The sequence below is a fragment of the Lelliottia sp. RWM.1 genome (assembly GCF_016859735.1).
GTDB lineage: Bacteria > Pseudomonadota > Gammaproteobacteria > Enterobacterales > Enterobacteriaceae > Enterobacter.
Genome location: NZ_WLVC01000001.1, coordinates 190,716 through 215,891, shown reverse-complemented (window position 1 = coordinate 215,891; position 25,176 = coordinate 190,716). Strand labels below are relative to the sequence as shown.

The 25,176-nt window shown below is 50.3% G+C and carries 17 protein-coding genes, 1 tRNA gene and 4 pseudogenes; 8 read left to right on the top strand and 14 right to left on the bottom strand.

Features of this window, described 5'->3' with window-relative positions:
* Nucleotides 1-6: 6 nt before the first annotated feature.
* From GF617_RS01020 to GF617_RS00995, 6 genes and pseudogenes are all read right to left on the bottom strand, one after another.
* A pseudogene (locus tag GF617_RS01020) lies at nucleotides 7-1,231 on the bottom strand (MFS transporter).
* A 229-nt stretch (nucleotides 1,232-1,460) separates the two neighbouring features.
* Entirely contained in the window at nucleotides 1,461-2,846 is a 1,386-nt protein-coding gene (pheP, locus tag GF617_RS01015) for a phenylalanine transporter (RefSeq protein ID WP_181622560.1), read from the bottom strand.
* Nucleotides 2,847-2,963: 117 nt separating this feature from the next.
* Nucleotides 2,964-5,153 (bottom strand): TonB-dependent siderophore receptor, encoded by a 2,190-nt coding sequence (locus tag GF617_RS01010; protein WP_203450869.1) that lies wholly within the window; start codon nucleotides 5,151-5,153, stop codon nucleotides 2,964-2,966.
* Nucleotides 5,154-5,206: 53 nt separating this feature from the next.
* Complete coding sequence (locus tag GF617_RS01005) at nucleotides 5,207-6,292, bottom strand: hypothetical protein (RefSeq protein ID WP_181622558.1); 1,086 nt, start codon at nucleotides 6,290-6,292, stop codon at nucleotides 5,207-5,209.
* 286 nt (nucleotides 6,293-6,578) lie between these two features.
* Nucleotides 6,579-7,043: a hypothetical protein gene (locus tag GF617_RS01000; protein WP_181622557.1), complete on the bottom strand. Its 465-nt coding sequence runs from the start codon at nucleotides 7,041-7,043 to the stop codon at nucleotides 6,579-6,581.
* Entirely contained in the window at nucleotides 7,030-7,824 is a 795-nt protein-coding gene (locus tag GF617_RS00995; RefSeq protein ID WP_203450868.1) for a winged helix-turn-helix domain-containing protein, read from the bottom strand. The genes GF617_RS01000 and GF617_RS00995 overlap by 14 nt, the downstream gene beginning before the upstream one ends.
* 573 nt (nucleotides 7,825-8,397) lie before the next feature.
* Here GF617_RS00995 and GF617_RS00990 point away from each other — a divergent pair.
* The 3 genes from GF617_RS00990 (at nucleotide 8,398) to GF617_RS00980 (ending at nucleotide 11,848) form a co-directional block, all read left to right on the top strand.
* Complete coding sequence (locus GF617_RS00990) at nucleotides 8,398-8,808, top strand: winged helix-turn-helix domain-containing protein (RefSeq protein WP_239006273.1); 411 nt, start codon at nucleotides 8,398-8,400, stop codon at nucleotides 8,806-8,808.
* Nucleotides 8,809-8,982: 174 nt separating this feature from the next.
* On the top strand, nucleotides 8,983-10,920 hold the full coding sequence (locus GF617_RS00985; RefSeq protein ID WP_203450867.1) for a methyl-accepting chemotaxis protein: 1,938 nt from the start codon (nucleotides 8,983-8,985) through the stop codon (nucleotides 10,918-10,920).
* Nucleotides 10,921-10,981: 61 nt separating this feature from the next.
* Nucleotides 10,982-11,848, top strand: a complete 867-nt coding sequence (locus tag GF617_RS00980) for an EAL domain-containing protein (RefSeq protein WP_181622554.1) — start codon at nucleotides 10,982-10,984, stop codon at nucleotides 11,846-11,848.
* Here the strand turns inward: GF617_RS00980 and GF617_RS00975 are convergent.
* The 4 genes and pseudogenes from GF617_RS00975 to GF617_RS00960 all read right to left on the bottom strand — a co-directional run bounded on the left by GF617_RS00975 (nucleotide 11,845) and on the right by GF617_RS00960 (nucleotide 15,882).
* Nucleotides 11,845-12,075, bottom strand: coding sequence for a DUF1272 domain-containing protein (locus GF617_RS00975; protein ID WP_181622553.1), 231 nt, complete (start codon nucleotides 12,073-12,075; stop codon nucleotides 11,845-11,847). The two genes, GF617_RS00980 and GF617_RS00975, sit on opposite strands and share 4 nt — an antisense overlap.
* A 167-nt stretch (nucleotides 12,076-12,242) precedes the next feature.
* Nucleotides 12,243-13,265, bottom strand: coding sequence for an ABC transporter ATP-binding protein (locus GF617_RS00970; protein ID WP_203450866.1), 1,023 nt, complete (start codon nucleotides 13,263-13,265; stop codon nucleotides 12,243-12,245).
* A gap of 1 nt (nucleotide 13,266) precedes the next feature.
* Nucleotides 13,267-14,841 (bottom strand): annotated as a pseudogene (locus GF617_RS00965) (ABC transporter permease).
* Between the two features lie 24 nt (nucleotides 14,842-14,865).
* Nucleotides 14,866-15,882, bottom strand: a complete 1,017-nt coding sequence (locus GF617_RS00960) for an iron ABC transporter substrate-binding protein (RefSeq protein ID WP_181622550.1) — start codon at nucleotides 15,880-15,882, stop codon at nucleotides 14,866-14,868.
* 805 nt (nucleotides 15,883-16,687) lie between these two features.
* On the opposite strand from GF617_RS00960, the pseudogene GF617_RS27005 reads away from it, so the two are divergent.
* Nucleotides 16,688-17,272: pseudogene (locus GF617_RS27005) on the top strand (POTRA domain-containing protein); the annotation flags it as partial.
* A 31-nt stretch (nucleotides 17,273-17,303) separates the two neighbouring features.
* Nucleotides 17,304-17,585, top strand: a pseudogene (locus GF617_RS00950) (integrase core domain-containing protein); the annotation flags it as partial.
* Nucleotides 17,586-17,749: 164 nt separating this feature from the next.
* On the opposite strand, the gene GF617_RS00945 reads toward GF617_RS00950, so the two are convergent.
* Nucleotides 17,750-17,826: transfer RNA gene (locus tag GF617_RS00945), tRNA-Arg, on the bottom strand.
* Between the two features lie 298 nt (nucleotides 17,827-18,124).
* Here GF617_RS00945 and GF617_RS00940 point away from each other — a divergent pair.
* The 3 genes from GF617_RS00940 (at nucleotide 18,125) to fimZ (ending at nucleotide 21,026) form a co-directional block, all read left to right on the top strand.
* Nucleotides 18,125-18,838, top strand: a complete 714-nt coding sequence (locus tag GF617_RS00940) for an EAL domain-containing protein (protein ID WP_203450865.1) — start codon at nucleotides 18,125-18,127, stop codon at nucleotides 18,836-18,838.
* 30 nt (nucleotides 18,839-18,868) lie between these two features.
* On the top strand, nucleotides 18,869-19,582 hold the full coding sequence (locus GF617_RS00935) for a LuxR C-terminal-related transcriptional regulator (RefSeq protein WP_203450864.1): 714 nt from the start codon (nucleotides 18,869-18,871) through the stop codon (nucleotides 19,580-19,582).
* Between the two features lie 811 nt (nucleotides 19,583-20,393).
* Complete coding sequence (gene fimZ, locus GF617_RS00930; protein WP_203450863.1) at nucleotides 20,394-21,026, top strand: fimbria biosynthesis transcriptional regulator FimZ; 633 nt, start codon at nucleotides 20,394-20,396, stop codon at nucleotides 21,024-21,026.
* Between the two features lie 51 nt (nucleotides 21,027-21,077).
* On the opposite strand, the gene sfmF is transcribed toward fimZ, so the two are convergent.
* The 3 genes from sfmF to GF617_RS00915 are packed head-to-tail and all read right to left on the bottom strand — an operon-like array spanning nucleotide 21,078 to nucleotide 25,170.
* Nucleotides 21,078-21,599: a fimbria assembly protein gene (gene sfmF / locus GF617_RS00925; protein WP_203450862.1), complete on the bottom strand. Its 522-nt coding sequence runs from the start codon at nucleotides 21,597-21,599 to the stop codon at nucleotides 21,078-21,080.
* 9 nt (nucleotides 21,600-21,608) lie between these two features.
* Nucleotides 21,609-22,616, bottom strand: a complete 1,008-nt coding sequence (gene fimH / locus GF617_RS00920; RefSeq protein ID WP_181622543.1) for a type 1 fimbria D-mannose specific adhesin FimH — start codon at nucleotides 22,614-22,616, stop codon at nucleotides 21,609-21,611.
* Nucleotides 22,609-25,170, bottom strand: a complete 2,562-nt coding sequence (locus tag GF617_RS00915) for a fimbrial biogenesis usher protein (RefSeq protein ID WP_203450861.1) — start codon at nucleotides 25,168-25,170, stop codon at nucleotides 22,609-22,611. The genes fimH and GF617_RS00915 overlap by 8 nt, the downstream gene beginning before the upstream one ends.
* Between the last annotated feature and the right edge of the window lie 6 nt (nucleotides 25,171-25,176).

Genomic DNA, 25,176 nt, shown 5'->3' with positions numbered 1-25,176 from the left:
AGAAAATTACGCCTTGTCATCGTCATACCTGAACGAGAACAGGAAAATCAGTGCAATCACCGCCGCAGCCACCGCCGGGATCCACCAGAATGTCACCCAGGCTTGTGGCACGGTCTGGCCTGCCACCAGGCGGTTATACAGCGCACCGGAAATCTGAGAGCCAAGCAGCATCCCGATACCGTACGTAAACATCACGATCATACTCTGCGCCTGGCCTTTCACCTTTTCACCCGCCACACGGTCGGTATAGATAAAGCCCACCACAAAGAAGAAGTCGTAGCACACGCCGTGTAACAGAATGCCGAGATAGAGCAGGAAGCGCCCTTCTTCGCTCACGCCCAGCGCGAAGAAGGCGTACCGCACAAACCACGCCAGCATGCCGATCAGCAGCATGTATTTCACCCCCAGGCGGCGGAACAGCAGTGGGATCACCAGCATGAAGAAGATCTCTGACATCTGCCCAAACGACATTGCAGTACTGACGTCAGTTATGCCCGTATCAGCCAGATACGACGCGGTATAGGCGTAATACGTGCCCAACGGCACAGAGATCAGCATCGCGCAGAGTGAAAAGATAAAGAAGTGGCGTGTTTTGAGCAGGGCGAAGGCATCCGCACAAAACAGATCGCGAACCTGTACAGGCAGACCTTTTGCGGGTGCTGGCGTGTGTGGCAACGTCAGGCTATACAGTGCCAGTAACACCGAACTCGCCGCTGCCACCTGGAAGATGGTGACGCTTGATGCCACACCGGTTACGCCGATGAAAATACCCGCCACAATCCAGCCGATTGTGCCGAACACGCGCACCACCGGGAAGGTTTTATCCACGTTTGCCAGGCTATGGAACGCGATGTTGTTGGTCAGCGCCAGCGTCGGCATATAGCACAAGGTGTAGCCAAACAGCAGGCCAATCAGCAACGCGCCGTTTTCGGCGATCAACGCCCCAGGCCGCCGCGCCAGCGAGATGCATCACGGCCATCACCTTTTGCGAGGCAAAGAAGCGATCCACCAGCATGCCAAGTACAAACGGTGAAAGAATTGAGGCAATCGGCCCTGCGGAAAACGCATCGCCAATCAGCAAAGACATGTTGTGCTGAGTCATCACCAGGCCAAGCGTGACCGACCAGCTACCCCAGATAAAAAACTGCAAAAACATCATCAACGACAGACGCGGCACAAGAAGCCGGTGCTGCGCTATCGCCTTTCCACTACTTTCAGTTGTTGACACCATGATAAGCCTCGCCCATAAAAAGTAATCGATTACAAAACAGCTCACATGAAAAGTAATCGATTACAAAATAAAGATCCTGCGGATCGAAACAGAAATGGGAGGAGAGTCACGATAAAGGTCGAGATCGATTAGATGGGCTGTATGTGGCGTTATGTTTTGCAGGGTCGGTAAACGGCTGGAAGGGCTGGTCTGAGACCCTCTCCCCCTTTGGGAGAGGGTACTACGCGCATTACTTTTTGCGCGACAGCGTAAACGCCACGAACAGGAAGATAACCCAGACAGGCAGCAACATCGCAGAAAGGCGCATGTCATCCATAGTGCACATCAGCACCAGAATCATCGCCAGAAACGCGATACAGATGTAGTTGCCTGCCGGATAGAGCAGAGCCTTAAACTGCGTGTCACGCCCTTTACGGCGCATCGCAGCACGAAAGCGCAGGTGCGCCAGGCAGATCATGATCCAGTTTAACAGTAGCGTCGCAACGACCAGCGCCATCAACAGGCCAAAGGCTTCTTTCGGCAGCAGGTAGTTGATCAGCACCACCAGCGAGGTGATTGCCCCGGAAAGCAGCAAGGAATTGACCGGCACACCACGACGACTGACACGGGTTAAGAACTTCGGCGCATTGCCCTGCACTGACAGGCCAAACAGCATGCGGCTGTTGGAATAAACGCCGCTGTTATACACGGAAAGCGAGGCCACCAGGATAACGAAGTTAAGCGCAGAAGCCACCACGTTGCTGTTCAAATCGTGGAAAATCATGACAAACGGACTGCTGCTCGATTTCACTTCGACCCACGGGTAGAGCGCCAGCAGAACCACCAGCGAACCGATATAAAACAGCAGAATGCGGTACACCACCTGGTTCACGGCTTTTGGAATGCTTTTGTGCGGATCGCGCGCTTCCGCAGCGGTGATCCCAATCAGCTCAAGACCACCAAATGAGAACATGATCACCGCAAGGGAGAGAATCAGCCCTTTCCAGCCCGTCGCGAGGAATCCGCCGTGTTTCCACAGATTATCGATGCTGGCACGCTCACCACCGTGGCCGGAGAAGAGCAGCCACAGACCAAAACCAATCATGCCGATAATCGCCAGCACCTTGATGAGCGCAAACCAGAACTCGGTTTCGCCATACAGGCGCACATTTACCAGGTTAACGGCGTTAATGATGATGAAGAAGGCTGCCGCCCAAATCCAGGTTGGTACATCGGGCAACCAGTACTGCATGTAGATCCCGGCGGCGGTCAGTTCTGCCATGCCCACCAGCACGAACATCACCCAGTAGTTCCAGCCGGAAAGGAAGCCCGCAAACGGTCCCCAGTATTTATAGGCAAAATGGGCAAATGAACCTGATACCGGCTCTTCAACCACCATTTCACCCAATTGGCGCATGATCAGGAAAGCGATAACCCCGGCAATACCGTAACCGAGCAGGACCGCAGGCCCGGCCATCTGAATCGCAGGACCAATCCCCAGGAACAGCCCTGTGCCGATGGCGCCCCCCAGGGCAATTAACTGAATATGCCGGTTTTGCAAACCACGTTGCAGCGTCGGAGTCTGTTCCGACGAGGCTTCAGAAATACCGTCTGAAGCGGATGACGCGTCTTTCACGCCCTACCCCTGTCTCTTTTTTCGAAGGGGCACGTTTTAACACTTCATGCTGGAGGTAGCAAGTTAAAGGCCCAGGAATGGATGGGGCATCCTTGCCCCTGATAACGAGGGTGGAACTCAGAATTCGTAGCCAACAGAAACTTTAAAGGTACGCGGCTCGCCCTGAGTCAGGTAAGTTCCCGAATCATCCACGGAGGCCCAGTAGTTTTCATTGGTTACGTTGTCGATGCCTGCGCGAACAGTCATCTGATTTTGGCTCTGGTTGACCGCAAAGTGATAGCGCATCCCCAGATCCAGCGTGGTGTAGCTGTCCAGCTTTTTAGTATTCGCCAGATCGGCATATTGCGAACCTGAATGATTAACGCGCGCAGTAGCCGTCAGGCCGTCAATCGGTTTGATGTCATACTCCGCCCCCAGCACCGCATAAAAATTCGGCACACCGATGGCATCGTTACCCTGATTCAAACCATTGTTGGTCTTGGTCAGCTCTGCCTGCAACCAGGTTGCACTGGCGTTCAGGCGCATCCCGAGCATTGGTTCGCCGAAAATATTCAGCTCAACACCACGGTTACGCTGCTCCGCATCCAGACCATAGTGCCTGGTCTCACTGTCGAGGATTGCCGACGGCATTTTGATTTCAAACAGCGCAAGAGAACCGCCCACACGGCCAAAGTCTGCCTTCACACCCACTTCATTCTGTCTGGAATGAACAATACCGGTGCTTTGACCATAGTTCGTCGCGGTATTTGGTGCAGTTTTACCCGGTTGTAACGCTTCGGTGTGGTTAGCATAAAGAGACAACGTTTCCCACGGTTTGTAGACCACGCCGTAAGTTGGCATCCAGCGGCTGCCATCAAAACCATCGGCATCGTTTTCCGCACCCGTGATTTTGTCATAGCCACGAACCACCACTTTCTGGTGGCGCGCCCCGGCGGTAAACAGCAGTTTATCGTCAAACACACCCAGCGTATCGCTCAACAACCAGCCCTGAGTACGGGTGCGACCACTGGTTAACGGATCGCTGTATTTTCCGCCCTTCCCGTTCGAGTTTGTGCTGTCCGGAGTATCAACACCGGTATTGTGGTAAATGTTGGTATACGGGTTATCCGCCGCCTTCGACATTTTCCACGCAATTTTTTCATTTTTGGTTTGCGCCGAGTACCCAACGTTGACCTTGTGTGACACAAAGCCGGTATTGAAGTTACCGCGAATACCCGCCATGCCGCTCACCGTGTCACTTAAACGGTTAGTATCCAGACGGCTGGCTGTCGCTTTGCCGCTCTTATCCAGCAGCTTCGGTGCATTGTAAAGACCTTCTTCATGCGCATGCTGCGCGCCAAGGCCGGTATATGCCGTCCAGTTATCAGTAATATCGTATTCGCTACGCCACATACCGAATTCGTTTTCGATATTGCTATAGGCCCATTTCTGCGAGAAGTTACGATCGTTTTTAGGCGGGGTTGGAATGAAATCCACCGCAGAGACGTTGACGCTGGTTGGGCTGCCGTGGAAGGTTTTCTTCTGATAGCCAACGTCCAGCGAGGTGCGGAAATTGTCGACTTTGTAATCCAGGCCCGTAGAGAGCAAGGTGGTACGACGGCGATCGTTCGCGATCGGGGTTTCCCCTTCACGATGAACCAGGTTAACGCGTGCGCCAAACTGATCGCTGTCACCAAAACGACGGCCCGCATCCAGCGTGGTTCCGATCTGAGAATCAGAGGTGTAATCCACACCCACTTTCGCTTGCGGTGTTTCACCGGCGTGCTTTGGCTCAAGGTTGATCATCCCGCCGACACCCGAACTGGCCGCACCGTTCATCAGGGAGTTTGCCCCTTTGAAAATCTCAATGCGGTCCACCATTTGCGCATCCACTACCTGACGCGGCAGCACGCCAGAGAGGCCGCCAAAGGTCATGTCATCGCCATCAAACTTCAGACCGCGGATACGGAAACTTTCTGCGCTATTACCATAGCCCTGCACATACTGAACGCCCGCATCGTTCGCCACCACGTCAGCAATGGTTTTAGCCTGCTGATCTTCCACCAGCTTGGAGGTGTAACTGATGATATTGAATGGCACGTCCATCGCATTTTGCTGGCCCAGCATGCCCATCCGTCCACCGTTTGCGACCTGCCCGTCAAGGAAGGCCGGGACAAGCTGATCGCCGCCCGCTTTGAAATCGCCGGTTGAAGCCGACTGGACGACAATGGTGTCTTCTTTTTTGGCATCCGCCGCAAAGGCGGAGTGCGTCACCGTGCCGATAGCCAGCGCCAGCAAGGTTTTGTTCATTTTCCCGGTATATTTCATAAATAACTCATTAAAAACACGCGCAAAATTGGCCCGTCGCCGGGCCTTATTATTTATTTGAGAGCGATTCGAACAACGCTGTCCGGCCCGTTAGTGGAGTGGTCTTTGTTGAAAGCCTGCTTAACGGTGACGTACAGCGTTTGGCCATCCGCCGACAACAGTAGACTGTTCGGATTCGGTGGCAGATCCCAGGTTTGCTTCACAGCATAGGTGGTGGCATCCAGGCTAAGCAGTTTGCCGCTTTCACGCTGGGTGATATAAAGCTCATTGCGTTTAGCATTGAATTTCACCGCCAGTGAGTCGCCCACATCGAGCGGCTTGATCACCTCTCCGGTGTGGATATTCAGCACCAGAGTCGTTTTGGCTTTGGAGTTATCCGTGACAAACAGACGGCCAGTGGCGCTATCTTCCGCCAGGTTCAGCAACAGCGCTGGTTTTTCGCCGAGCGGCTTCCAGCGTTTTTCGATACGGTTGTTACGCGGGTTAATAACCAGAATTTCGCCACCACCGTTGGCCGCATAAAGACGACCTGTCTGCTCAGACCACAGCAGGCCGGTCACCCACTGCCCGGCATTTTTGATGGTTTTTTTCAGCTTCAGCGTTTCAGCATCGACTACCCAGATAACCGCCGGATCGCCCACGCCGCCGACGTACAGCACGCCGTCATGCAGTAAGATTTCACGTGCGCCAAACGGGAAACCTTCTTTGTTGCGCTCGGTGAACATCAGACGTTTTTTCACTTTGCCGTCAGCCGTACTGACTGCGCTAATGCCGCCGTCCAGAGAGTTGGTCACATACACAGTTTGACCGTCGGCGGACATCGCCATCGCAAAGTTCTTCATATCGGTATGGCTACGGCCAATCGTTTTCAGCGTGGCGGGATCGAGTTTGTAGATCACCCCGCCCTGCACATCTTTAAAGCCTTCGGAACTGGCGACGTAGAGCGCATCCGCTTTCGGGCTCAGAACCATTTCGTACAAGCCATCAGCCAGATCGCGTTTGATGACGCCCGTCTGTTCCGGGGCGGTTGCCGCTTTTTTTGCTTCAGGCGCAGGCACAGAGGTCGCGGTACGCTGAGTTGCACAACCAGAGAGAGAAACTGCAACAAGCAAAGCCAGCGCAGACATTTTTTTGGTCATCGGGAACATCCTTTACCGTTCAAGAGGTCATTCAGGCGGGGATTTGCGTCGCATGCTGCAGGCGATCTGATTGTGTTTACGTGCTGTAAGGCCAGTGCAAAGTCCACCGTAAATACTCAGTGTTCCTTGTGAGAGCAGTACTCACTGCTTATGCGGGAGATATCCATCAATGCCGCAAACACTAAAGAGAATGAGAACTATACTCATTATCTTTATGTAATCAAGTGTAAATCAAGGCATTGTGTTAAAACACAACCGGAATACCTGCTACTCCGGTCGCTGTTCGCTAATTTTTTGAACAGTAGAAAATGGGGGCGCCGCCATAAATAAAGAGATAACTGGAAGTATTAGCGCGGGTGATTTGCAAACTAATGCCACGATCGCGTTGCTGGAAGAAGTCTGGAATATAGCTTCTGTACGCCTCCACTCTTTTAGGCAGTGAATTTGTCTCGTCGGAAATCATGATCACCCTGTCCGCCTCTCTCCAGTAGTGAAACGTTATTTTATTGCTAATGGCGATAGGGTCTTTCCCCTTTGCGATATACTCACCAGAAGATTCATAATTCCCGACCCCTTGATTCAGGGTGTAATTCATAATCACATCAACAACGGAATTATCATCAACTATTGCTGAGTGAATTTCACAGCTAAAATTATTACGTTGATAGTGAATATATGCCGCCCCCAGTAACGGGGTTATAATTGCAATCACAATCAATAACCAGCACAATACGGTATTATTTATCTTCATGATATTGCTGCCTGTAAAAGATAGAGTTGCAATTTGCCTCGCCGTCTTTAGGATTACGATCGCAGGTAATCACCGATATTCCATGTTGCGCATGATTGAGTGTCAAATAGGCCACCATGCCGGGTTTACAGGTCACAGGATACCGTAAGGAAAGCGCGTCAAATGTACTGCGACTTTTATCAATATCCTGCCATGAAGAATACACCTCGCAACCACCAATATTTCCCATTTTGTGGTAATTCGTAAAAACAGACGCATCATCATTAAGCGTCATAAAAAAGACACCACAGCAGAAAATAAACATCGCCCCCGCCAGCCAATACGCAATGGATGAACGTTGTTTAACGACGGGTGTTTGCGCGCAAGGTTCAATGATATCAGCGATTTTTTCTGTCACGACGGCCACTGACGGGGGATCATGTGGCATCAGAAACTCATCGCGATCTCCCACACGCAGTGAAGCAACGGACTCAAATCCCTCCTTAGGAAGGGTCTTAATAATATCATCCGCAAGTCCGGCGGTTTTCAATGCCTTGCGAATAGACGCAATGGTTTGATAAAGCGCATTAGTGGTGACGACCGCGCCCTGCCTCTCCCAAACAACCGAAAATAAAAAGCGCTGCGTAAGCACCTGTGTATTGTGTTCAAGGAGTTGTAGCAGGCACTCACTTACCGGGCCGTGCAGCGACACGGAGCGTTCGGGATAGCCTGCCAAAGGCCCGATGCGGCGCATTTCCGGCTCAAAAAGCAGCATGTCATTAATCAGATACACTTTTGTCATGGCTTAACCACGGATAGCACCTCGGGAGATATTCTTTTCATCGTCATGCCATCTGCGCGACGACAAGAAATCTGATTCAGAACTTTATCTCTACTAATCAATAAATTGTAAGATTCCCACTCTTTATCTTACCCTCGTATAACCGTCAGTATTCCGGTCATAATTCAGTATAAATCATATAAGTTCACTCCTCTTACTGACGCCATCCCCTTACTCTCATGGCATCACCTTGCATAAGTGGGAGACTGATGAGGACAACCTCATGAATCAGCATTTAATTCCAACTTGTGTTATAAATTTGAAATTTAATCTTGAGCAATAGGTTATGTAAGCATAATTAGTGAATTACAGCGCCAAAGGCGACGAGTACAGAATTTAATTCCACCAATACCATTTATGCAAACAAGAGCACCATAAACAAAGATTAAACAGCCCATTTCTCATAGTGCATAGGGGTGTGTATTGGAAAGCATTCGTAGCAGCCATATAATCCACCATATAAAAGATAAGGTTTATTGCCATATTCGAATGCAGGGGTACAAGGCTACTTTAATAAACGCAGGCAGGAATGAGATGAGTTATTCTCTATATGGATTTATGATTGGTGATGAAATTCACTTCGACATTCTTAATCGCAGATTGTACCGCTTGGCAGGTTGTCATACGGATAAAAGTATCACTTTTGCATCACTTTATTTTAATGAGACAATGCTGAAGTTATTTTTATATCTTCTGGAGCATGGCAGAAATACGCCTGTACCCAAAGAAGAGTTATTTGAGAAGATTTGGGAAGAAAATAACTTAAGCCCTTCTACACAGAGATTATGGCAAGTTCTCCACAATTTGAATGACAAACTCAATCGACTGGGGTTACCCGGCGATTTTATCAAAAACATCAGAGGCCGAGGCTACATTGTGAATTACCATGATGTCACCCCAATTTATTATAAAATGAGTGAGCGTCTGTCTCACTCAGAAAGATAAAGAAGAGAAAATAGATACCCTGAATGAGTGATGTCAACCAGGGGTTTTGCCCTAAGCGAATAAGCGAGGGGCTTTTTTTTCTCATCTTCCCGAAACCACCAATTAATTTCTCAATGTTCAGAGACATAGCACAATAATATTGTTAATCGACATTCGTCGACGCGGGAATAATATATGAGAATACTCAACCGTTTTTTAAATTTAAACGTTAGCAGAAAATTATCATTCGGCTTTGCAACCATCTTACTGGCTACCCTTGCTATCCTGGCTTCTGGGCTCGTTGGCTTACTCAACATTCAGGACAAGGTTGTAAAAAATGGTCACACTGCAGACCTGTTTAACACGCTGTCGGTGGTACGCCTGGCGCGCACCAATTTTCAATACACGCTTGATCAAAAGTACCTGGATCAGACGAATGCTGCCGCGCAGCATATGCAGCAATTAGTGACAGACTTAAGTTCTCTGACATGGGAACCAGGCGGCAAAGCGGCCGTTGATGCCACGGTAAATGCCGTGAACAGCTACATTGAAACGCTTACCCCCTTCACCAAATCGCTGTCTGCCAAAAAAGAGAGCGAACGTAAACTCGACACAAAAAATCTCTGTGATAACTCAGAGATAGCCTCCAGATTAAGCCGGGGCAACTCTCTGCCTCCTCAGCAGACGCTGGTTGCTGCGCAGGTTGCTTTTATTATGAGCGACATCGATTCCCAGGTTTCACTGTATAAACAACATCCTACAGATGAGCTCAGGCAAGGAATTCTGACACGCATCGCCGCTGCCAAAGCCGATTCAGAGCAACTTTTACAAGTCGTCGCGGAGGATCAAAAACCCTGGCTACAGACCGGCATCACCGATATGCAGTCGATTGCAGCCGAACTGGGAAACTTTAAACAGGTCTGGACCGATCAGTCGACGCTATCTGAAGCCTTAACCGGCAAAGCACTGGCATTAACCCAGGCCATTCAGGCGCTTTTTACCAGCCAGCAACAAAAAGTTGCTGATACCGTCGACAGCGTCCAGATGCAAATGAGCGTTGTTGCGGCGGCAGGTATTGCTTTAGGCATCTTGCTGGCAATGGGCATTACCGTATCAATCACCCGGCCACTCAGTGAAACGTTGCGTGTCGCGGAACAAATCGCCAAAGGCGATCTGACCAGCACGCTAACCAGCACCCGCCGTGATGAGCCTGGCCTGCTAATACAGGCGGTTTCTGAGATGAACGAGAATCTCAAGAAGATCATTATCGACGTTCGCAATGGAGTGAGCAGCGTTTCGCAATCCTCGACTGAAATCGCCGCAGGCAATATGGATCTCTCCGCACGAACGGAACAACAGTCTGCCGCTGTGGTGGAAACCGCTGCCAGCATGGAAGAACTCACCTCAACCGTTGCGCTAAATGCGGAAAATGCTAACCATGCGCGCCTGCTGACCGAAGAAGCATCGCAGAAGGCCAGCGAAGGAAGCCAGATCTCGCTGAAAGTCATCGACACCATGAAAAACGTGCGCAGCAGTTCGCACCGGATTTCTGAAATCACAACCGTGATTAACAGCATCGCATTCCAGACCAATATTCTGGCACTGAATGCCGCCGTAGAAGCCGCGCGGGCTGGCGACCAGGGAAAAGGGTTTGCTGTGGTCGCCGCCGAAGTAAGAACGCTCGCCCAACGTAGCGCTCAGTCGGCAAAAGAGATCGAAAGCCTGATTAAGGAGTCTGTCGTCCATGTGGATACCGGCTTTAGCCTGGTGGAAAACGCAGGCGATGCGATGTCTAAAATCGAGATGTCAGTGGCCCAGGTACGCGACATCATGAACGAAATAGCCGCTGCCACCGGCGAACAAAGCCGGGGTATTTCACAAATTGCACAGGCCATGGCTGAGATGGACACCACCACACAGCAAAACGCGGCTCTGGTGGAAGAGTCCTCCGCTGCTGCGGGTTCACTCGAAGAGCAGGCCATACAGCTTGAGAATGTGGTCGCTATATTCCAGGTATCAAAAGATCCGGTGGGGCGCGATGAACGACGCAGAATGAGCAGAAGAAACATCGCCAACACTGCCGCCGTTAAACGTGTCCAAACCAACGACCAGGCTGACTGGGTTAAATTCTGATAATGAACCTCTCGCCTGGAAAAAGTACGCTTTCCGGGCGGAAGCGAAATGAAGGTAAGCCATGAATACTTTACCCAAAAACCCACCCGCAACGCTTTCAGGTCTCAGTGCTTTCCTGGCGCGTTTTTTTGGCAGGCGACGACTCTCACCCTTTATTCCGCCAGCAAAAGCTCTGAACCTCGCGATCCATTCGCACCAGATCGTGCCGTTTTATCAGCCCTTTATCGACGGGAAAACAGGTAAGATCGCCGGCGTGGAGGTGCTCGCCAGATGGAAACACCCTCTTTATGGCTACATTTCACCTGATATTTTCATCCCTGTGGCGGAGGAGAATAACCTTATTGCGCCGCTGACTCACCAGTTGATACAGCAGGTTATTTCAGATCTCCAGCATCAGATTCAGCTTTTCCCTGACGGGCTGTATATCTGCATTAACCTCAGCGCCCATAATTGTTTCGATCCCCATTTCGAGAAAGATACTGTCGAGCTTTTGCACCGACTCGCCGCCAGTCACGTTCATCTGGTTATCGAAATCACGGAAAGACACCCAATGCATTTCACACCACAGCTAAGCGAGTGGTTTGCGACTTTAAGAAAATCCGATATTTCTGTCGCGCTGGATGATTTTGGAACAGGGTATTCGAATCTCTCTTACATTTACGCCCTGAACCCTGAATTTATCAAAATTGACAAATTATTCGTCAGCCAGATTGGCGAAAACAGCGATACTCGCCTGGTTGACAGCCTTATCGAGCTGGTGAAAAAAATGCATTTGACCATCATCGCTGAAGGCGTGGAAACGCAGGCCCAGGCTGACTACTTACGGGCGAAGAATATCGACTTCCTGCAAGGGTATTATTTTTGTCGGCCGATTCCGGCAAATGAGTTGATCAGGATGGTGGCTGAGCAACGTGAGTATGCCTGTTAATGCGAGGATGACACCCGACGGGTGGAGGCCGGGTTGTTTATCAGTTTTTCCGCAGGCCTGATGGGGCGGCGGACCAATTCTCCACCGCAGTTTGGGCAGATACCGGCCAGTTTTCCCTCCGCGCAGGTGACACAAAAGGTACATTCAAACGAACAGATCCGGGCATCGCTTGATGCTGGCGGTAGGTCACAATCACAGCACTCACAGTTGGGGCGTAATTCAAGCATCGAAGTCTCCGGGAATACCCCCTTTCGGACAAAGGGGCGTCATACTGCAATTCGTCTTCAGATATTGGCTCTCTTAGCCTGGCTGAGAACCTCAGAATATACCAATAAATCAAGGTTATTCTTTTATCACACCCGACTGGTGGGCAATGTTTCAGGCGAAGTCTGCGTCAAAAAACCTGCGCCTTACCGGTGATATCAATGCGCACCGACGCACCAGGATGCCAGCCCGCTTGACTCACTGTTTTCAGCGTCAGCGGAACGGCTTCGCCAGGTATCGCAAGCGTGAGCGTTGATAAATGCCCGGTAAAATCAACATCGATAATCGAGATTACGCTTTCATGTGGTGAACATGGCGTAATGACCAGTTGTTCAGGTCTCAGCATCACCCGCCCTTGCCCCTTTCCCTGCGCAGGGTCCGTAAGGACCTCGCCCAGTAAGCATCGTGCTCGTCCAGCGGAAAACTGTGCGGGAAGCACCAGCGCATCACCGAGGAACAGTGCGGTTTCTTCATCAACCGGTTGCGTATAAACCTCAAAAGGCGTACCCACCTGGGTAAACCGACCGGCACGCATCACGGCGACCTGCGTGGCAAATGACAGAGCCTCGTTCTGATCGTGCGTCACCAGAATAGACGCAACGCCAGCTTCGGCAAGCAGATCGGCTGTTGCTTTGCGCGTCATTGCGCGAAGCCCGGTATCAAGGGCAGAAAACGGCTCATCTAACAGCATCAGCGAAGGACGCTGTGCCAGTGCACGAGCAAGCGCCACACGCTGCTGCTGCCCTCCGGATATTTCATGCGGCCAGTGTGTGGCAAGCTCCCGGTCCAGCGAAACCATCTCCATCAGCGCCATGACACGCTGTTTTTTCTCCTGACGGGTTCCACTTAGCCCCCAGGCAATATTGTCCACCACATTAAGATGGGGAAACAACGCACCTTCCTGCGGAACAAATCCAATACCGCGCTGATGCGCAGGGACAAACAGCCCTTCGTCAAACAGCATTCTTCCCTGCATGACAATACGGCCCGTGTCCGGCGTTTCAAACCCGGCAAGGATCCGCAGCAGCGTGGTTTTACCGGAGCCAGAGGGCCCCACAATCGCGGTTCTGCTGCCAGGGGCAACAGTCAGATTGAGATCCACAAGTACCTGCACGTCAGCAAAGGATTTCGAGATCGACGTTAATTCAAGCATGTCAAAGCCCTGCGATTTTTTTGGATTGCATATAAAGAATACCGGTCAGCGGCAGCGAGATCAGGATCATCAGCATGGCGTAAGGCGCTGCGGCGACATAATCGATCTCACTGGTAAGCGCCCAGAAACCGGTTGAAAGCGTGCGTGTTCCCAGTGGGGAGAGCAACAGCGTTGCGGTCAGTTCATTACTGACCCCCAGGAACACCAGCGCCGCGCCTGCCGCCGCACCCGGTGCAGCCAGACGCATCGTTACGCTCCATAAGGCTTTCGCGGGTGAACTGCCCAGACTGCGCGCAACGTTTTCCAGCTCAACCGGTGCTTGTGCAATCCCGGCACGCAGGTTGATGAGTGCTCTGGGCATAAACATCAGCAGGTATGCGAGAAAAAGCGTTACCTCTGTCTGGTAGATGGGGCGCGCATAATGAATGGTCACGGTGACCAGTGCCAGAGCAGTTACAATCCCCGGCAGTGAACTGGTGATGTATATACACCCTTCCAGCATTCGGAAAAGGCGGTGCGGGTAACGTATCCCCAGCCAGGCAATGGGAATAACGCATACTGTCGTCAACCCCGCGCCCCCCAGCCCCAGCATCAGCGTCTGGCGCAGGGAGAACCAGAGATCGGCGCCCATCCAGTTTTGAATGCCCCCAAGCCATATCCATCGGCAGAGCACACCCAGCGGAACGCCCAGCGCAAGAACGATCAATACAATAAACAGCAATTGCCCCAGCACAGCCATAGTGCGACTCAGCGGCCAGCGCTTTTGCTCACGCGCGGCTCCCGCACCAATCCGGGCATAGCGCGCTTTGCCACGTGTCGCCCCTTCCAGAAGAAGTATTGCCAGGCAACACAGCGCCAGAACCCCTGCCAGCATATTGGCTGCCGGGCCACTAAAAGTGGACTGAAACTGGTCATAAATAGCAGTGGTGAACGTGTCAAAACGGATCATGACAAACAGGCCATACTCTGCCAGCAAATGCAGCGCGACCAACAGCGCACCACCGCAGATCGCGAGTTTTAACTGCGGCAACACCACGCGGAAAAAGACGTGCCAGGGCGGTGTTCCTAGCGAAGCGGCGACATCTTCAAGCGTAGGATCCAGACGGCGCAACACCGCAGCCACCGGCATAGAGATAAACGGGTAGTACGCCAAAACAGAGAGAAAAATGCCAGAAGAGAGGCCATGCATCGAAGGAACAGCACTGACCCAGGCATAACTCTGGACAAACGCCGGGATTGCCAGCGGCGCGACCGCAAGCGCAGACCATACCCGACGGCCCGCCAGCGTGGTACGTTCCGTCAGCTAGGCAATTGCCACGCCCAGGATAATACAACCGGGAACCGCCAGCGCGGCCAGCCACAGCGTGTTGCTGAGCAACTCAGCAACACGCGGGCGAAACACCAGAGCCTTAATGGTTTCCCAGCCGGTCTCTATGCCTGTGGCAATAATAAAACCCAAAGGCAAAAGTGCCAGTAATGAAAACAGCACCGCTAACGCGACCATCGGCAAAGCAGGACGCCTGCGCGCGGGCTGGCGCAGGCTATTTTTACCGAGGGTGAGACTCAGACCAGACATAAGGCGCTCACTTTACCCGTTGGATCACAGCAGACCAGCTTGCGTCATCAGATCGATGACTTTCTTGCTGTTGAGCGAAGACGGTTCAACTTTCGGCGCATCCAGATCCTTCAGAGGAACCAGTTTCGGGTTGGACGCTGCATTAACACCCACGGCATATTCAAACGCGTCGTTGGTTTTCAGCAATGTCTGTCCTTCTTTACCGGTGATCCATTTGATGAATGCCTGCGCCTGCTCTTTGTGCTTACTGGAAGCCAGAACACCACCACCAGAGAGGCTCACAAATGCACCGGGATCTTTATGTTTGAAGTAGTAAAGCTGGGTGTTTTTGCTGTTTTCACCCGTTTTGGACTGATCCACAAAACGGTAATAATGATAGATGACGCCGCCGTCAATCTGACCCGCATTGACCGCTTTCATCACGGTACTGTTACCTTTATAGGCAACAAAGTTGGCTTTCATCGCTTTGAGCCACTCCAGCGTGGCCTTTTCACCTTTCAGCTCCAGCATCGCGCTGACAATCGCCTGGAAATCAGCCCCTGACGGAGACGCAGCCCAACGCCCTTTCCACTCAGGTTTTGCCAGATCCATCAGAGAAAGAGGCAATTGTTTTTCACTGAGTTTTTCAGGGTTATAGACAAATACGGTGCTACGTGCCGCAATACCAATCCAACGACCATGAGCCGGACGATATTCCGCAGGAACCTGCTTTAATGTTTCCGCATCTAATGGTGCGAACAGTTTTGCATTATCGACCAGCACCATTGCCGGCGAGTTTTCTGTCAAAAAGACATCCGCGGGAGATGCACTTCCTTCCTGAACAAGCTGATTCCCCAGCTCACTATCACCACCATTACGCAGCGTCACCTTAATACCGGTTTCTTTCGTAAAATCATCAACCCACGACTTCACCAGGTTTTCATGTTGCGCGTTGTACACCACAATGCCTTCATTATTCTCTGCTGCAACTGATTGAGTTGAAAGGAGAATTGAAGACGATAATAAGGCGAGAGAAAAGCATGACAATAAGCGAGAATTCATGGAAATATCCTTAATAAGCCCAGGTGAATAACAACATACAGTCGAGTGAAAAAGATTAAAGCATATAAAAACGCTAATGATAATTACTATCACTCAATATAAATCGTAAAAGTGTAAAATACTTTAATAGCTGGGTTTAAAGTGATAAAAATCCAATTAAAAAAAGTGTTCAAATAAAATATTAGGAAAGCCTTAAGGTGAAGAAACATTACCTAAATTCATTAGCACTCTATTTATTTTGGACCTTCTTATTTAACGCATGTATTCCCTGAAATACTGTGCCCAGGGCCGTAATACACATCCTTTGACCTCCACTGCCCTCCCCTTTTTTACCTTCTCACGAGTGAGTTTTGATACAAAACCGTTACGCATGCAAGCTGTCTAAGACTCGCAGATTTCTTCTGATTCGCTTGTCAGTCACTGGCTACCTGCGCTTCGTGAAAGCTCTGTTTTGACATCATCGTCGTCATCCACGTCACAGGACGGCAAAAGAGGCAACAACAGCCCCACTCAATGAGAAACATTATTCCCAAATTTAATACAGGACATATTCATCATAATAATTAATTCGCTTCCCAAATAAACCTTTTGCATTCTCTTCCTAAAAATAACGAATTGACAATGATTAAATCTCTTAATAGCCTACTCAGCCTGTCGGCCAGTCTTATTATTAACGCCTGCACAAGAACATTACTCCAGTGGAGCAATTTCATTATCTTGCCATCGGCTAAATTATGGATTATTAGCCAATAATTATATAAAAATTAAAAGGAATTTTTCGTGCGTGTGATTCAGCCCGCCCTTTATAGCAGCGTCATTTTATTTTCTGTCCTCTGGATATAGCGCCCCATTAGCTGACGAACAGCTTATTTTCCAGCAGGAAAACCAGCGGGCCCGCGAAGCGCAACTGACGCCGCCCGTGCATGATGTACGACTTTCATCCCAGAACGTCATCTCAGAACAGATTGATTTCCCTTATGAAATACCGTGTTTCGCTATCCGGCAGGTAACGCTACAGCCACGTGAAAAATTACCCCACTGGCTGCCGCTTCAGAAACTTGCCGATCAGGCAACAGGTCACTGCCTCGGTGGAAAAGGGATTAATGCGCTAATGAGCGTATTACAAAACCGACTTATCAATCACGGTTATGTCACAACGCGAATACTTGCACCTAAGCAAAATCTTAATTCAGGTAAGCTTACTCTTATTATTTTACCAGGCACTGTCCGGCATGTGAAATTCACACCACAAAGCGGACGTTATGTTTCGCTATTAAATAGCTTCCCGGCTAAACCGGGTGCGCTACTCGATTTACGCGATATTGAACAAGGTCTGGAAAATTTATGTAAGTATCCCGGCAAAACGGACCATTCATTTTTAGAGATCATCCGGCATAATCAATCTGCCAACGAAGGAGATCGCTATGCTTCGCATGGATAACGGCCCGGAATTTATCTCTCTGGCACTGGCTGAATGGGCAGAGAAATGTGCAGTAAAACTGGAATTTATCCAGCCGGGTATGCCGACGCAGAACGCTTTCATTGAGCGCTTTAACCGGACATACCGTACGGAAATACTCGATTTTTATCTGTTCAGAACGCTGAATGAAGTACGGGAAATCACGGAAAAATGGTTGTCAGAATATAACTGTGAACGCCCGCATGAATCACTGAACAATATGATGCCGGAGGAATATCGATAACACCATTATTTGGCCGGGATCTCAAAAAATGCATGGAACTAAAACGGGTCTATTTACAATCAGGCTGGCAAAAAAATAGATGCCATTTTTGATAATCATGACACAAATACGGTACAAAGAGAAAATCAGACTGGATTGAAACTTGCGTAACTTACTGAATTTAATGGTACGCCCTGTAGGATTCGAACCTACGACCTACGGCTTAGAAGGCCGTTGCTCTATCCAACTGAGCTAAGGGCGCACTGAGAAGAGTAAACTTCGTTGCGGTGAAACGCGTGGAATTATACGGTCAATAGCAGGTGAGTCAATGCCTTTTGGCACGATTACCACTCTTCTCCTCTTATCGCCGCTAGTCGCCTGTATATACGTCGATTTTTTCAACATTTATCCCCCTTTCTTTTCTCCTCGAATTGCAAGTATCACTGCGAAAAAGCCTGGTCACAATTAAGTAACGCCTGCTGTTTTCACGTTTCTCGTACAGTCACACTCTCCTGTGGTATCCCGGCCGCCTGGAGGCCGGCAAACAACAGGACAATGGAGTGACAGCGCTAAACCTGATATGGAAGACCTCTCCGCCAAATGGCGATATCAGCCGGTTACGCCGAATTTCTCGCGACATCACCGGTATCAAACTGGAACCTATCGTCGCCCTCGCATCCTCACGCACTGTCGGTGTCGAAGTGCTCAGCGTGCTCTCCCCTCACCGTAAAAGTGAACCTTTCTTTCAGGAGCAGTCTCCTGAGCAATCACTTTTGTTGCTTGAGGCACAACTCGCCACGTTTAAAAATTCCCCTCCGGGCCATACGCTTTTTATCAATCTGCCGATAACTGTCTTCACCCTGACGGACGCTTTCCAGCGATTGCTGCGTCGGGGCGGCCCACGGCTAAACATTGAAATCGTCGAACCGACCTCTCTTTTTGCACTGCCTATGCCGCTACGAGAACGTGTTGTCAGGCATTTGCAACAATTGAGCCTTCAGGGCCACAGGATCTGGCTGGATGACGTTGATGAAACATCAATACATCCATTTTTATCCTGCCGTTTACCGTTGAGCGGGATCAAGATCGATAAAATGGCGTTCTGGAGATTACGTGCAACCCCTGCGCTTGCGCAGTTGGTGAATCTCTGTTCGCAGATTGCCGGGCAGGTGCTTATCGAAGGAATTGAGACAAAAAGGGATCATGCATTTGCACTGCAGGCAGGAGCGGGACTGGGCCAGGGATATCACTGGCCATCCAGGCAGTGGCCGTAGAATTAAACGGTCATCGCCAGGAGGAAAACGATGCGCATGACAGTACGCCGATACAGGCGACGTCGCACAGGGAGTGATTCACTGGGATTTGCGCACTCGCCTCTTCGCCTGCCTTTTTTTGATCGTCTCGAATTTTTGAGCCAGTCAGTTAACCAGACGCGCAAAACGGATGCCCCCTTCATTATCCTGGTTACTCAGGATAATTTCCTGCGTGCCGGTTTTCTGCATGGGCAATATCCCCTGAGTAACTGCTACGACTACGAAACGCTGGAACCTGCGTTTAATGCACTTGAGCTATGGCCATCAGCGCGGCTGGTTGTGGATACCGACAGCAACACGACAACGCTTATCGAGATGCTGGACCAGTTGCGCAGATACAGTCTTTACCCCCCTTTCCTCACCCCGCATCTGTTGATCCGTGCTGATGATTACGATACCCGGCTCTTCTGCAAAGCTGCGGGGCCGTTTCAGATTCTCGAACGCCAGTTGCCAGCAGCCGCCATTCAGCAGGGGCTTCTTGAAGACGAACCTCCGGGGATCAATAAAGAGTGGTTTTCCCGGGATGAATGGCCTGTATTACAGGAACTCTCTCGCGGAAAATCGTTACGCGACATCGCGCTGGCGCAAAACCGCCCCTATAGCCGTGTCGTTTATCGCCTGGGCTGTATTCTGGATAAATTGGGTTTACACCACCGTCAGCAACTCCTGCATCTTCTCAATAATCTCTCAGACTTTACCTTTTAACACATGAATTAAGCCTTTAATTCCTAAAGACCTTTAAGAAATTACTTACACAACATGTTAATTTTGTGTTGATTTTTAACAAAGCACTCCATATTACAACTATTCCTAATTTACCAGGTTAAACAAAGCGAAAAACCGACAAAATCCTAAAAAGCAGTATTTTTATCCATACGTTAAGATAATAACTATTCGGTTAAGAGATGATAACGATTTAAAAACAAGCATATTACCGATAATGGCTGGCATGACACTGTGGAATAGACAGCATATCCTGCTGTTCAGACAGCAATTTTTTTTCGCTGACGCCTATTGCTTTCAGATGAAGGTATTGCGCCCTGTAGCCAGATCTGGATCCCTTTATGTCGGGAAAAAGGCTCAGGATCGGACCGCTATTTTATTAACATTTGATCAACACACAGCGATATGTGTTATTTTTTGTTATTACATGAAGATGAAAGTCCAATACAAATGGAATAACAGGTTAATTTATCCAAATTTAAAATAATAGCTCTTCCAATCCAGAAGATAATATCCATCAATAAACCAATAGTAATTTACAGGCTTTTCGGAGAAAACTTACACGGTATAATAAGACGTGTTTCAAACATGAATAAGAAAAAACTTTTTGCTATTACCAGCCAAATGACATAACCACGCTGAGGCATTGATTCCATCGCTACGCTAACAAGGATGCTTTCGTTCTTTCCAGGGAAATACTACCGTATAAGGATCTACATAATTATCCTTCCGGCTTTCCGAGAGTTTTAGCAAAAGCTCAGCACAACGCTTTTAACAATCTGAGGCATATAAAATGAAACCGGCATCCGTTATCATTATGGACGAACACCCTATCGTCAGAATGTCGATAGAAGTCCTGCTACAGAAAAATAAAAATATCGTGATCAAACTTAAGTCAGGTGATAGCCATGAAGTGCTTGACTGCATACGCAACCATGCGATTGATCTGGTGATCCTTGACATTGAACTTTCGGGAACTGATGGCTTTTCATTACTTAAGAGAATCAATAACTTAAACAAAAACATCAAAGTTCTATTCCTGTCATCAAAATCGGAGTCCTTTTATGCCGGGCGTGCTATTCGTGCCGGAGCAAATGGTTTTGTCAGTAAACGAAAAGATTTGGGCGATATCTACAGTGCGGTCGACATGTTGCTGAATGGCTATTCATTTTTCCCTTCAGAAACCTTGAGCTTTATAAATCATCTTGGATCTCGGGATGGAATATCCACTGATATGCCATTATCAAACCGGGAAGTGACGGTGCTCCGTTATCTGGCAAATGGATTGTCAAATAAAGAGATAGCGGAGCAATTACTGCTAAGTAACAAAACGATAAGCGCACACAAATCCAATATCTATTCTAAATTGGGTGTGCAAACCATTGTGGAGTTAATTGATTACGCCAAGACCCACGAGCTACTTTAACCTGAATTCACTCCCTGCCACTTACACAAGTGGCAGGGAGTGCGGTCAGCCCTAATTATAATTAATCATAAAGGTTGCATCGGCATCAGCCCGGCCTGGCTGAGGATTATCTGCAGTAGCTATATAATTGGCATAAAACGACAGCATCGCATTTCCCTGTGCATCAACCTCTACCGCCTGGCTGGCTTGTTGCAATGCCAGAGGCGTTTTATCGCCATCACGAATCTCCACCGCCACGTGACTGGCCTGGCTGCCATCGTTCAGCGCCAACAAACGACTGTCGCTGCCGTCAGCCTTACCCGAGAAGGTAATAGAGGCGGAACCGGGCGGGCATCCGCTTAGCTTTAGAGTAAATGAGACAGGCTGCGTCCGGCTCCCCGTGGTGCTGAGTTGTTTCGTTGGCCACGTACCCAACGTAACAGACTTATCGCTGTCACTGCCCTCCGCCACACAGGTGAAATCCACTATGTTGCCATAGAGCTGAATGTTGATTTCTCCCAACGGCGTTTCAGCGAGCGCCAGACGCGGCCATAAGAAGGCCATCATCCCCGCCGCAACAATCACTTTACGCATGACGCCTCCTTACTGGTAATCCACACGCAAGTAACCCCGCGAGGTGAATCGTCCTTCAGCCGGTTTATTGCCTGTAATACTCACCGGCCACGCCATAATCCCGACTTGCGCAGACGCGTTATCGTCCAGCCGGAAGGGAATAATACTGCCCAAATTATTCGGCGTGAGCGGTGTTCCGGACGCATTTGCCACCACAAATCCCACGTCCGGGTTATCCGACACCAGCGCACTGCCGGAGACTTTTTCCGCTTCAATACGCATGGTTAAGTAAGCATTCGCTTCCACGTTTGTGCATTTAATGGCGATCGATTTTGTTTTCGCCGCAATCCCTTCCGGGCGATTGCCGGCCCCGGCTTTACTGAATAACGACGCGCCAATATCTCCAAAATCAAACTCCACAATGCTACCGGCGTTGATGGTACAACTTTGCGGAACCTGAATTGTCCCGCTGTAACTGATGGTATAGACCGGAGTGCTCAACGGATCCGAGGAGGTCGTTGTGACATACACACGGAACATCGTCTCACGCGGAATCACCACCATATTGATAAAACGCCGCGTTACCCTAAGACGGAACACCAGGCTTGAATCCTGAACCCCAAACGGCAGATTTTTGGAGACATTGGGGTGACTCCCCATCTGAATGTAATTCTTCGGGGGGTAAAACACGCCAGAATAGCTGTCCGTGATTTTCATCGCCCCGTCCAGATACTCATTCAGCTTCAGGTACTGATAGCCATCAATGGTCCCCGTCACCGGGAAATCCGTCACATAGCTGCGCTTGGTGGTGTTCCCCGACGTCCCCTTTGGACAAACGGCATTAACTCCCACCCATTGCGACTTCTCGCTAAGCGTGACAACTTGTCCAACCTGATTATTCGAACTGTTAAAGGTATCCGTTAAATCGTAATACACATCGGTTGGGACGCCTTTTTCATTAACACATACAGTGGCCATTGCCTTTGTCACAGGCAACACAACCAGAAGCGTCAACATCAGGTAGCGAATCTTAATCACAGCGGATCTCCTTAAGTGTGATCGCCTGTTGCAGGCTCTTTTCTGGCAGTCGGTAAGATGCCCGGCATTGCGAACCCGCCCCATTGCCCCACTGGATCAGCAGTTCACCTTCCAGCGGCAACCCACTCAGGTAAATCTGTCCATCATCCCCGACCATGCTGGTGACGCCACTTTGCGTTTCCCGCACAATTGCGCCAAAAGGTAAAGGCTGATTGCCGCGTTTCACCGTCAGCAAGGCTCGTACACCAATACGCGCATCAAAACTGGCGCGAACCAACGCACCTTTAGTCGGGACAACGCTGCTTACGTTATTTTCAATATCGGTGTTGTTGCTCATGGTGTTGGTATCCAGCGCTACGCGGTTATAGCGATAAACCGTGGCATAGGGCATCACCGCATAACCCCGCCAGTCGGTTCTTACCCCGGTCTGGTTTTCGACACTAACCCCCGCTGCACCCGGCGCTTTAATGAGGACGTTGGTATCCCCTAACGGCTGGCTAAAGGTGACACCGTCGGCGTGGCCCACTACGCCACCGGAAAGCTGCCAGTTCAGGTCATGCTGATCGCGGGCATAGTTATACCCCATCCCCAGCGTGCCATAGGTTGCCTGCCAGTTAGCACTGGCGCTCCCGCTGGTCCCGTTCGTGCTGGTATGCCCTTGCGTCACGCTATAATTCAGGTTGCGATCTTCCAGCAGCGTGCCGCTGACCCCGGTTTGCCAGCTGGTATCACCGTCGCTGTTTCGGCTGGCCGATGCCGTGGCATAAGCTCTGTCCAGCGCGTTATCGCGGCGGTAACCGTGGCGGGTAAATAAACTGAACGGTATGGAAACGTTAACCGATGCGAGCCTGTCAGTGCCGCTAATACCGACCGCCTGGTTCCACGACCACGACACGGAATAGCTGATACCCTGCCATCCCCCGGCGTAACCCAGTTGATACCAGACATTTGAGTCGCTGGTTCCCCAATAAGTCTGCTCGCTACCCGAGACATACACGGAACCATAGTCCCCGAGAGACTGTGAAATGTTGAGCTGAAAGCGCCCTTTTTTATTCCACGTCAGGTTGTGATAACTCTGAACATCCGGCACGCCATCTTCATCTTTACTATCACCGTACTGATAGCCTTCCATGGCGTTCCATGCCACGTCATCCAGGGTATAAAACCCCTTCGTGGAGTAGCGATAGCCCAGCAACTGGAAGTTAGTGCCCATTCCGTTAAGCGATTTTGCGTAGAGAAAACGCAACGACTGGCCTTCATGGCGGCTGTCATCCGCCAGTTGGCTTCGGGCATGGGTTAAATCGAGCGAGACCGCCCCCCAGTCACCAAGGTTTTTTCCCGCGCCAATCGCCAGAGCGGTATACCGTGAGGCCAGCTGTGTCCCGCCATATAACGTGTAGCCCTCCGCCAGACCGGCAATCAGCGTCCCCTGTGTAAAGAACGGTGTATCCTGTTCGCTGTTGCCGCTGCGGTAATCCCCGGCCACCAGATCATATTTCCAGCGCCCTTCGCGCTGGAGCAAAGGCACAGTAGAGTACGGCACGATATACCGTTGCTGGCTGCCATCTTTCTCTTCGACCGTGACGTCCAAATCGCCGCTTGAAGAGGTAGGGTTCAAATCACTGATGGCAAACGCCCCTGCCTGCACATAGCTTTGATAAATCACGTAACCGTTCTGGCGAATCACCACTTTTGCCGGGGTACGGGCGATACCGCGCACGGTTGGCGCGTAGCCTTGCAGGCTGTCCGGATACATGCTGTCGGAAGAAAAGAGACGGCCCCCGCGAAAGCCAACGCTATCAAAGACGTCGTTACCGGTATTGCTGTCGCCCAGCACCAGCTCACTCTTCAGCGGGATAACCGTACGCTGCGCCCATGTGCCGATATTCTGCCAGGCATTGTGTCGCTGGCCATTGCTTTGCGTGTAGCGCCACGCGCCATTGTTGCGCAACCGCCAGGCGCCATAGTTAAGACCACTTTGCAGGCTGAGATAATAGCTGTCGTCATCGCTGCCCCGATTGCCGCTAAAGCTGTAGTTCAGCAACGCAGCCGGAATTCCTTCATCCCATTGTTCAGGCGGAATATAGCCCCGCGCACTGTTCTGTAATGCCACCTGCGGCAAGCTGACGTTAAGGCGCTGAGCTGAAAAGTTAAATGCCACCTCGCTACCAGGAAGTACCGTGGTCAACGGAACACATGCCTCCCCTTTAACAGCGGCCAGCTCAGGAAAAGCGGTGATATTGACACCAAAACGATCCAGCATCGCACGCGTGATACACGGAGATAACCCGCCTGCAACAGGAGAGGTGCTCCCGGTGGCCGCTTCAAAACGCACATCCTGCGTGCCGATAAACTCATCGTTACGCCAGATATCTACGCGATAGAGGCCCGGAGCCTGCTGATGGCCTTGTTCAAAACGTGACAAATCCGCCACGCTCGCGGTGTCGTCTGATAAAAACGCAGGATTAAAGTAGCTTTCGCTCCACCCGTTAAACGGCCAGAGCGTTGTCATCAAAGCCAGAGCTACCGGGCAGTAACGCCATTGAGTGTTCATTACCAG

Excerpts from the sequence above, each read along its gene's own strand:
- GF617_RS00980 (WP_181622554.1), top strand. The coding sequence starts at position 10,982 with ATGAATACTTTACCCAAAAACCCACCCGCAACGCTTTCAGGTCTCAGT.
- GF617_RS00970 (WP_203450866.1), bottom strand. The coding sequence starts at position 13,265 with ATGCTTGAATTAACGTCGATCTCGAAATCCTTTGCTGACGTGCAGGTA.
- GF617_RS00915 (WP_203450861.1), bottom strand. The coding sequence starts at position 25,170 with ATGAACACTCAATGGCGTTACTGCCCGGTAGCTCTGGCTTTGATGACA.
- GF617_RS00975 (WP_181622553.1), bottom strand. The coding sequence starts at position 12,075 with ATGCTTGAATTACGCCCCAACTGTGAGTGCTGTGATTGTGACCTACCG.
- fimZ (WP_203450863.1), top strand. The coding sequence starts at position 20,394 with ATGAAACCGGCATCCGTTATCATTATGGACGAACACCCTATCGTCAGA.
- GF617_RS01010 (WP_203450869.1), bottom strand. The coding sequence starts at position 5,153 with ATGAAATATACCGGGAAAATGAACAAAACCTTGCTGGCGCTGGCTATC.
- GF617_RS01005 (WP_181622558.1), bottom strand. The coding sequence starts at position 6,292 with ATGACCAAAAAAATGTCTGCGCTGGCTTTGCTTGTTGCAGTTTCTCTC.
- GF617_RS00990 (WP_239006273.1), top strand. The coding sequence starts at position 8,398 with ATGAGTTATTCTCTATATGGATTTATGATTGGTGATGAAATTCACTTC.
- GF617_RS00985 (WP_203450867.1), top strand. The coding sequence starts at position 8,983 with ATGAGAATACTCAACCGTTTTTTAAATTTAAACGTTAGCAGAAAATTA.
- GF617_RS01000 (WP_181622557.1), bottom strand. The coding sequence starts at position 7,043 with ATGAAGATAAATAATACCGTATTGTGCTGGTTATTGATTGTGATTGCA.
- GF617_RS00960 (WP_181622550.1), bottom strand. The coding sequence starts at position 15,882 with ATGAATTCTCGCTTATTGTCATGCTTTTCTCTCGCCTTATTATCGTCT.
- sfmF (WP_203450862.1), bottom strand. The coding sequence starts at position 21,599 with ATGCGTAAAGTGATTGTTGCGGCGGGGATGATGGCCTTCTTATGGCCG.
- GF617_RS00935 (WP_203450864.1), top strand. The coding sequence starts at position 18,869 with ATGCGCATGACAGTACGCCGATACAGGCGACGTCGCACAGGGAGTGAT.
- GF617_RS00995 (WP_203450868.1), bottom strand. The coding sequence starts at position 7,824 with ATGACAAAAGTGTATCTGATTAATGACATGCTGCTTTTTGAGCCGGAA.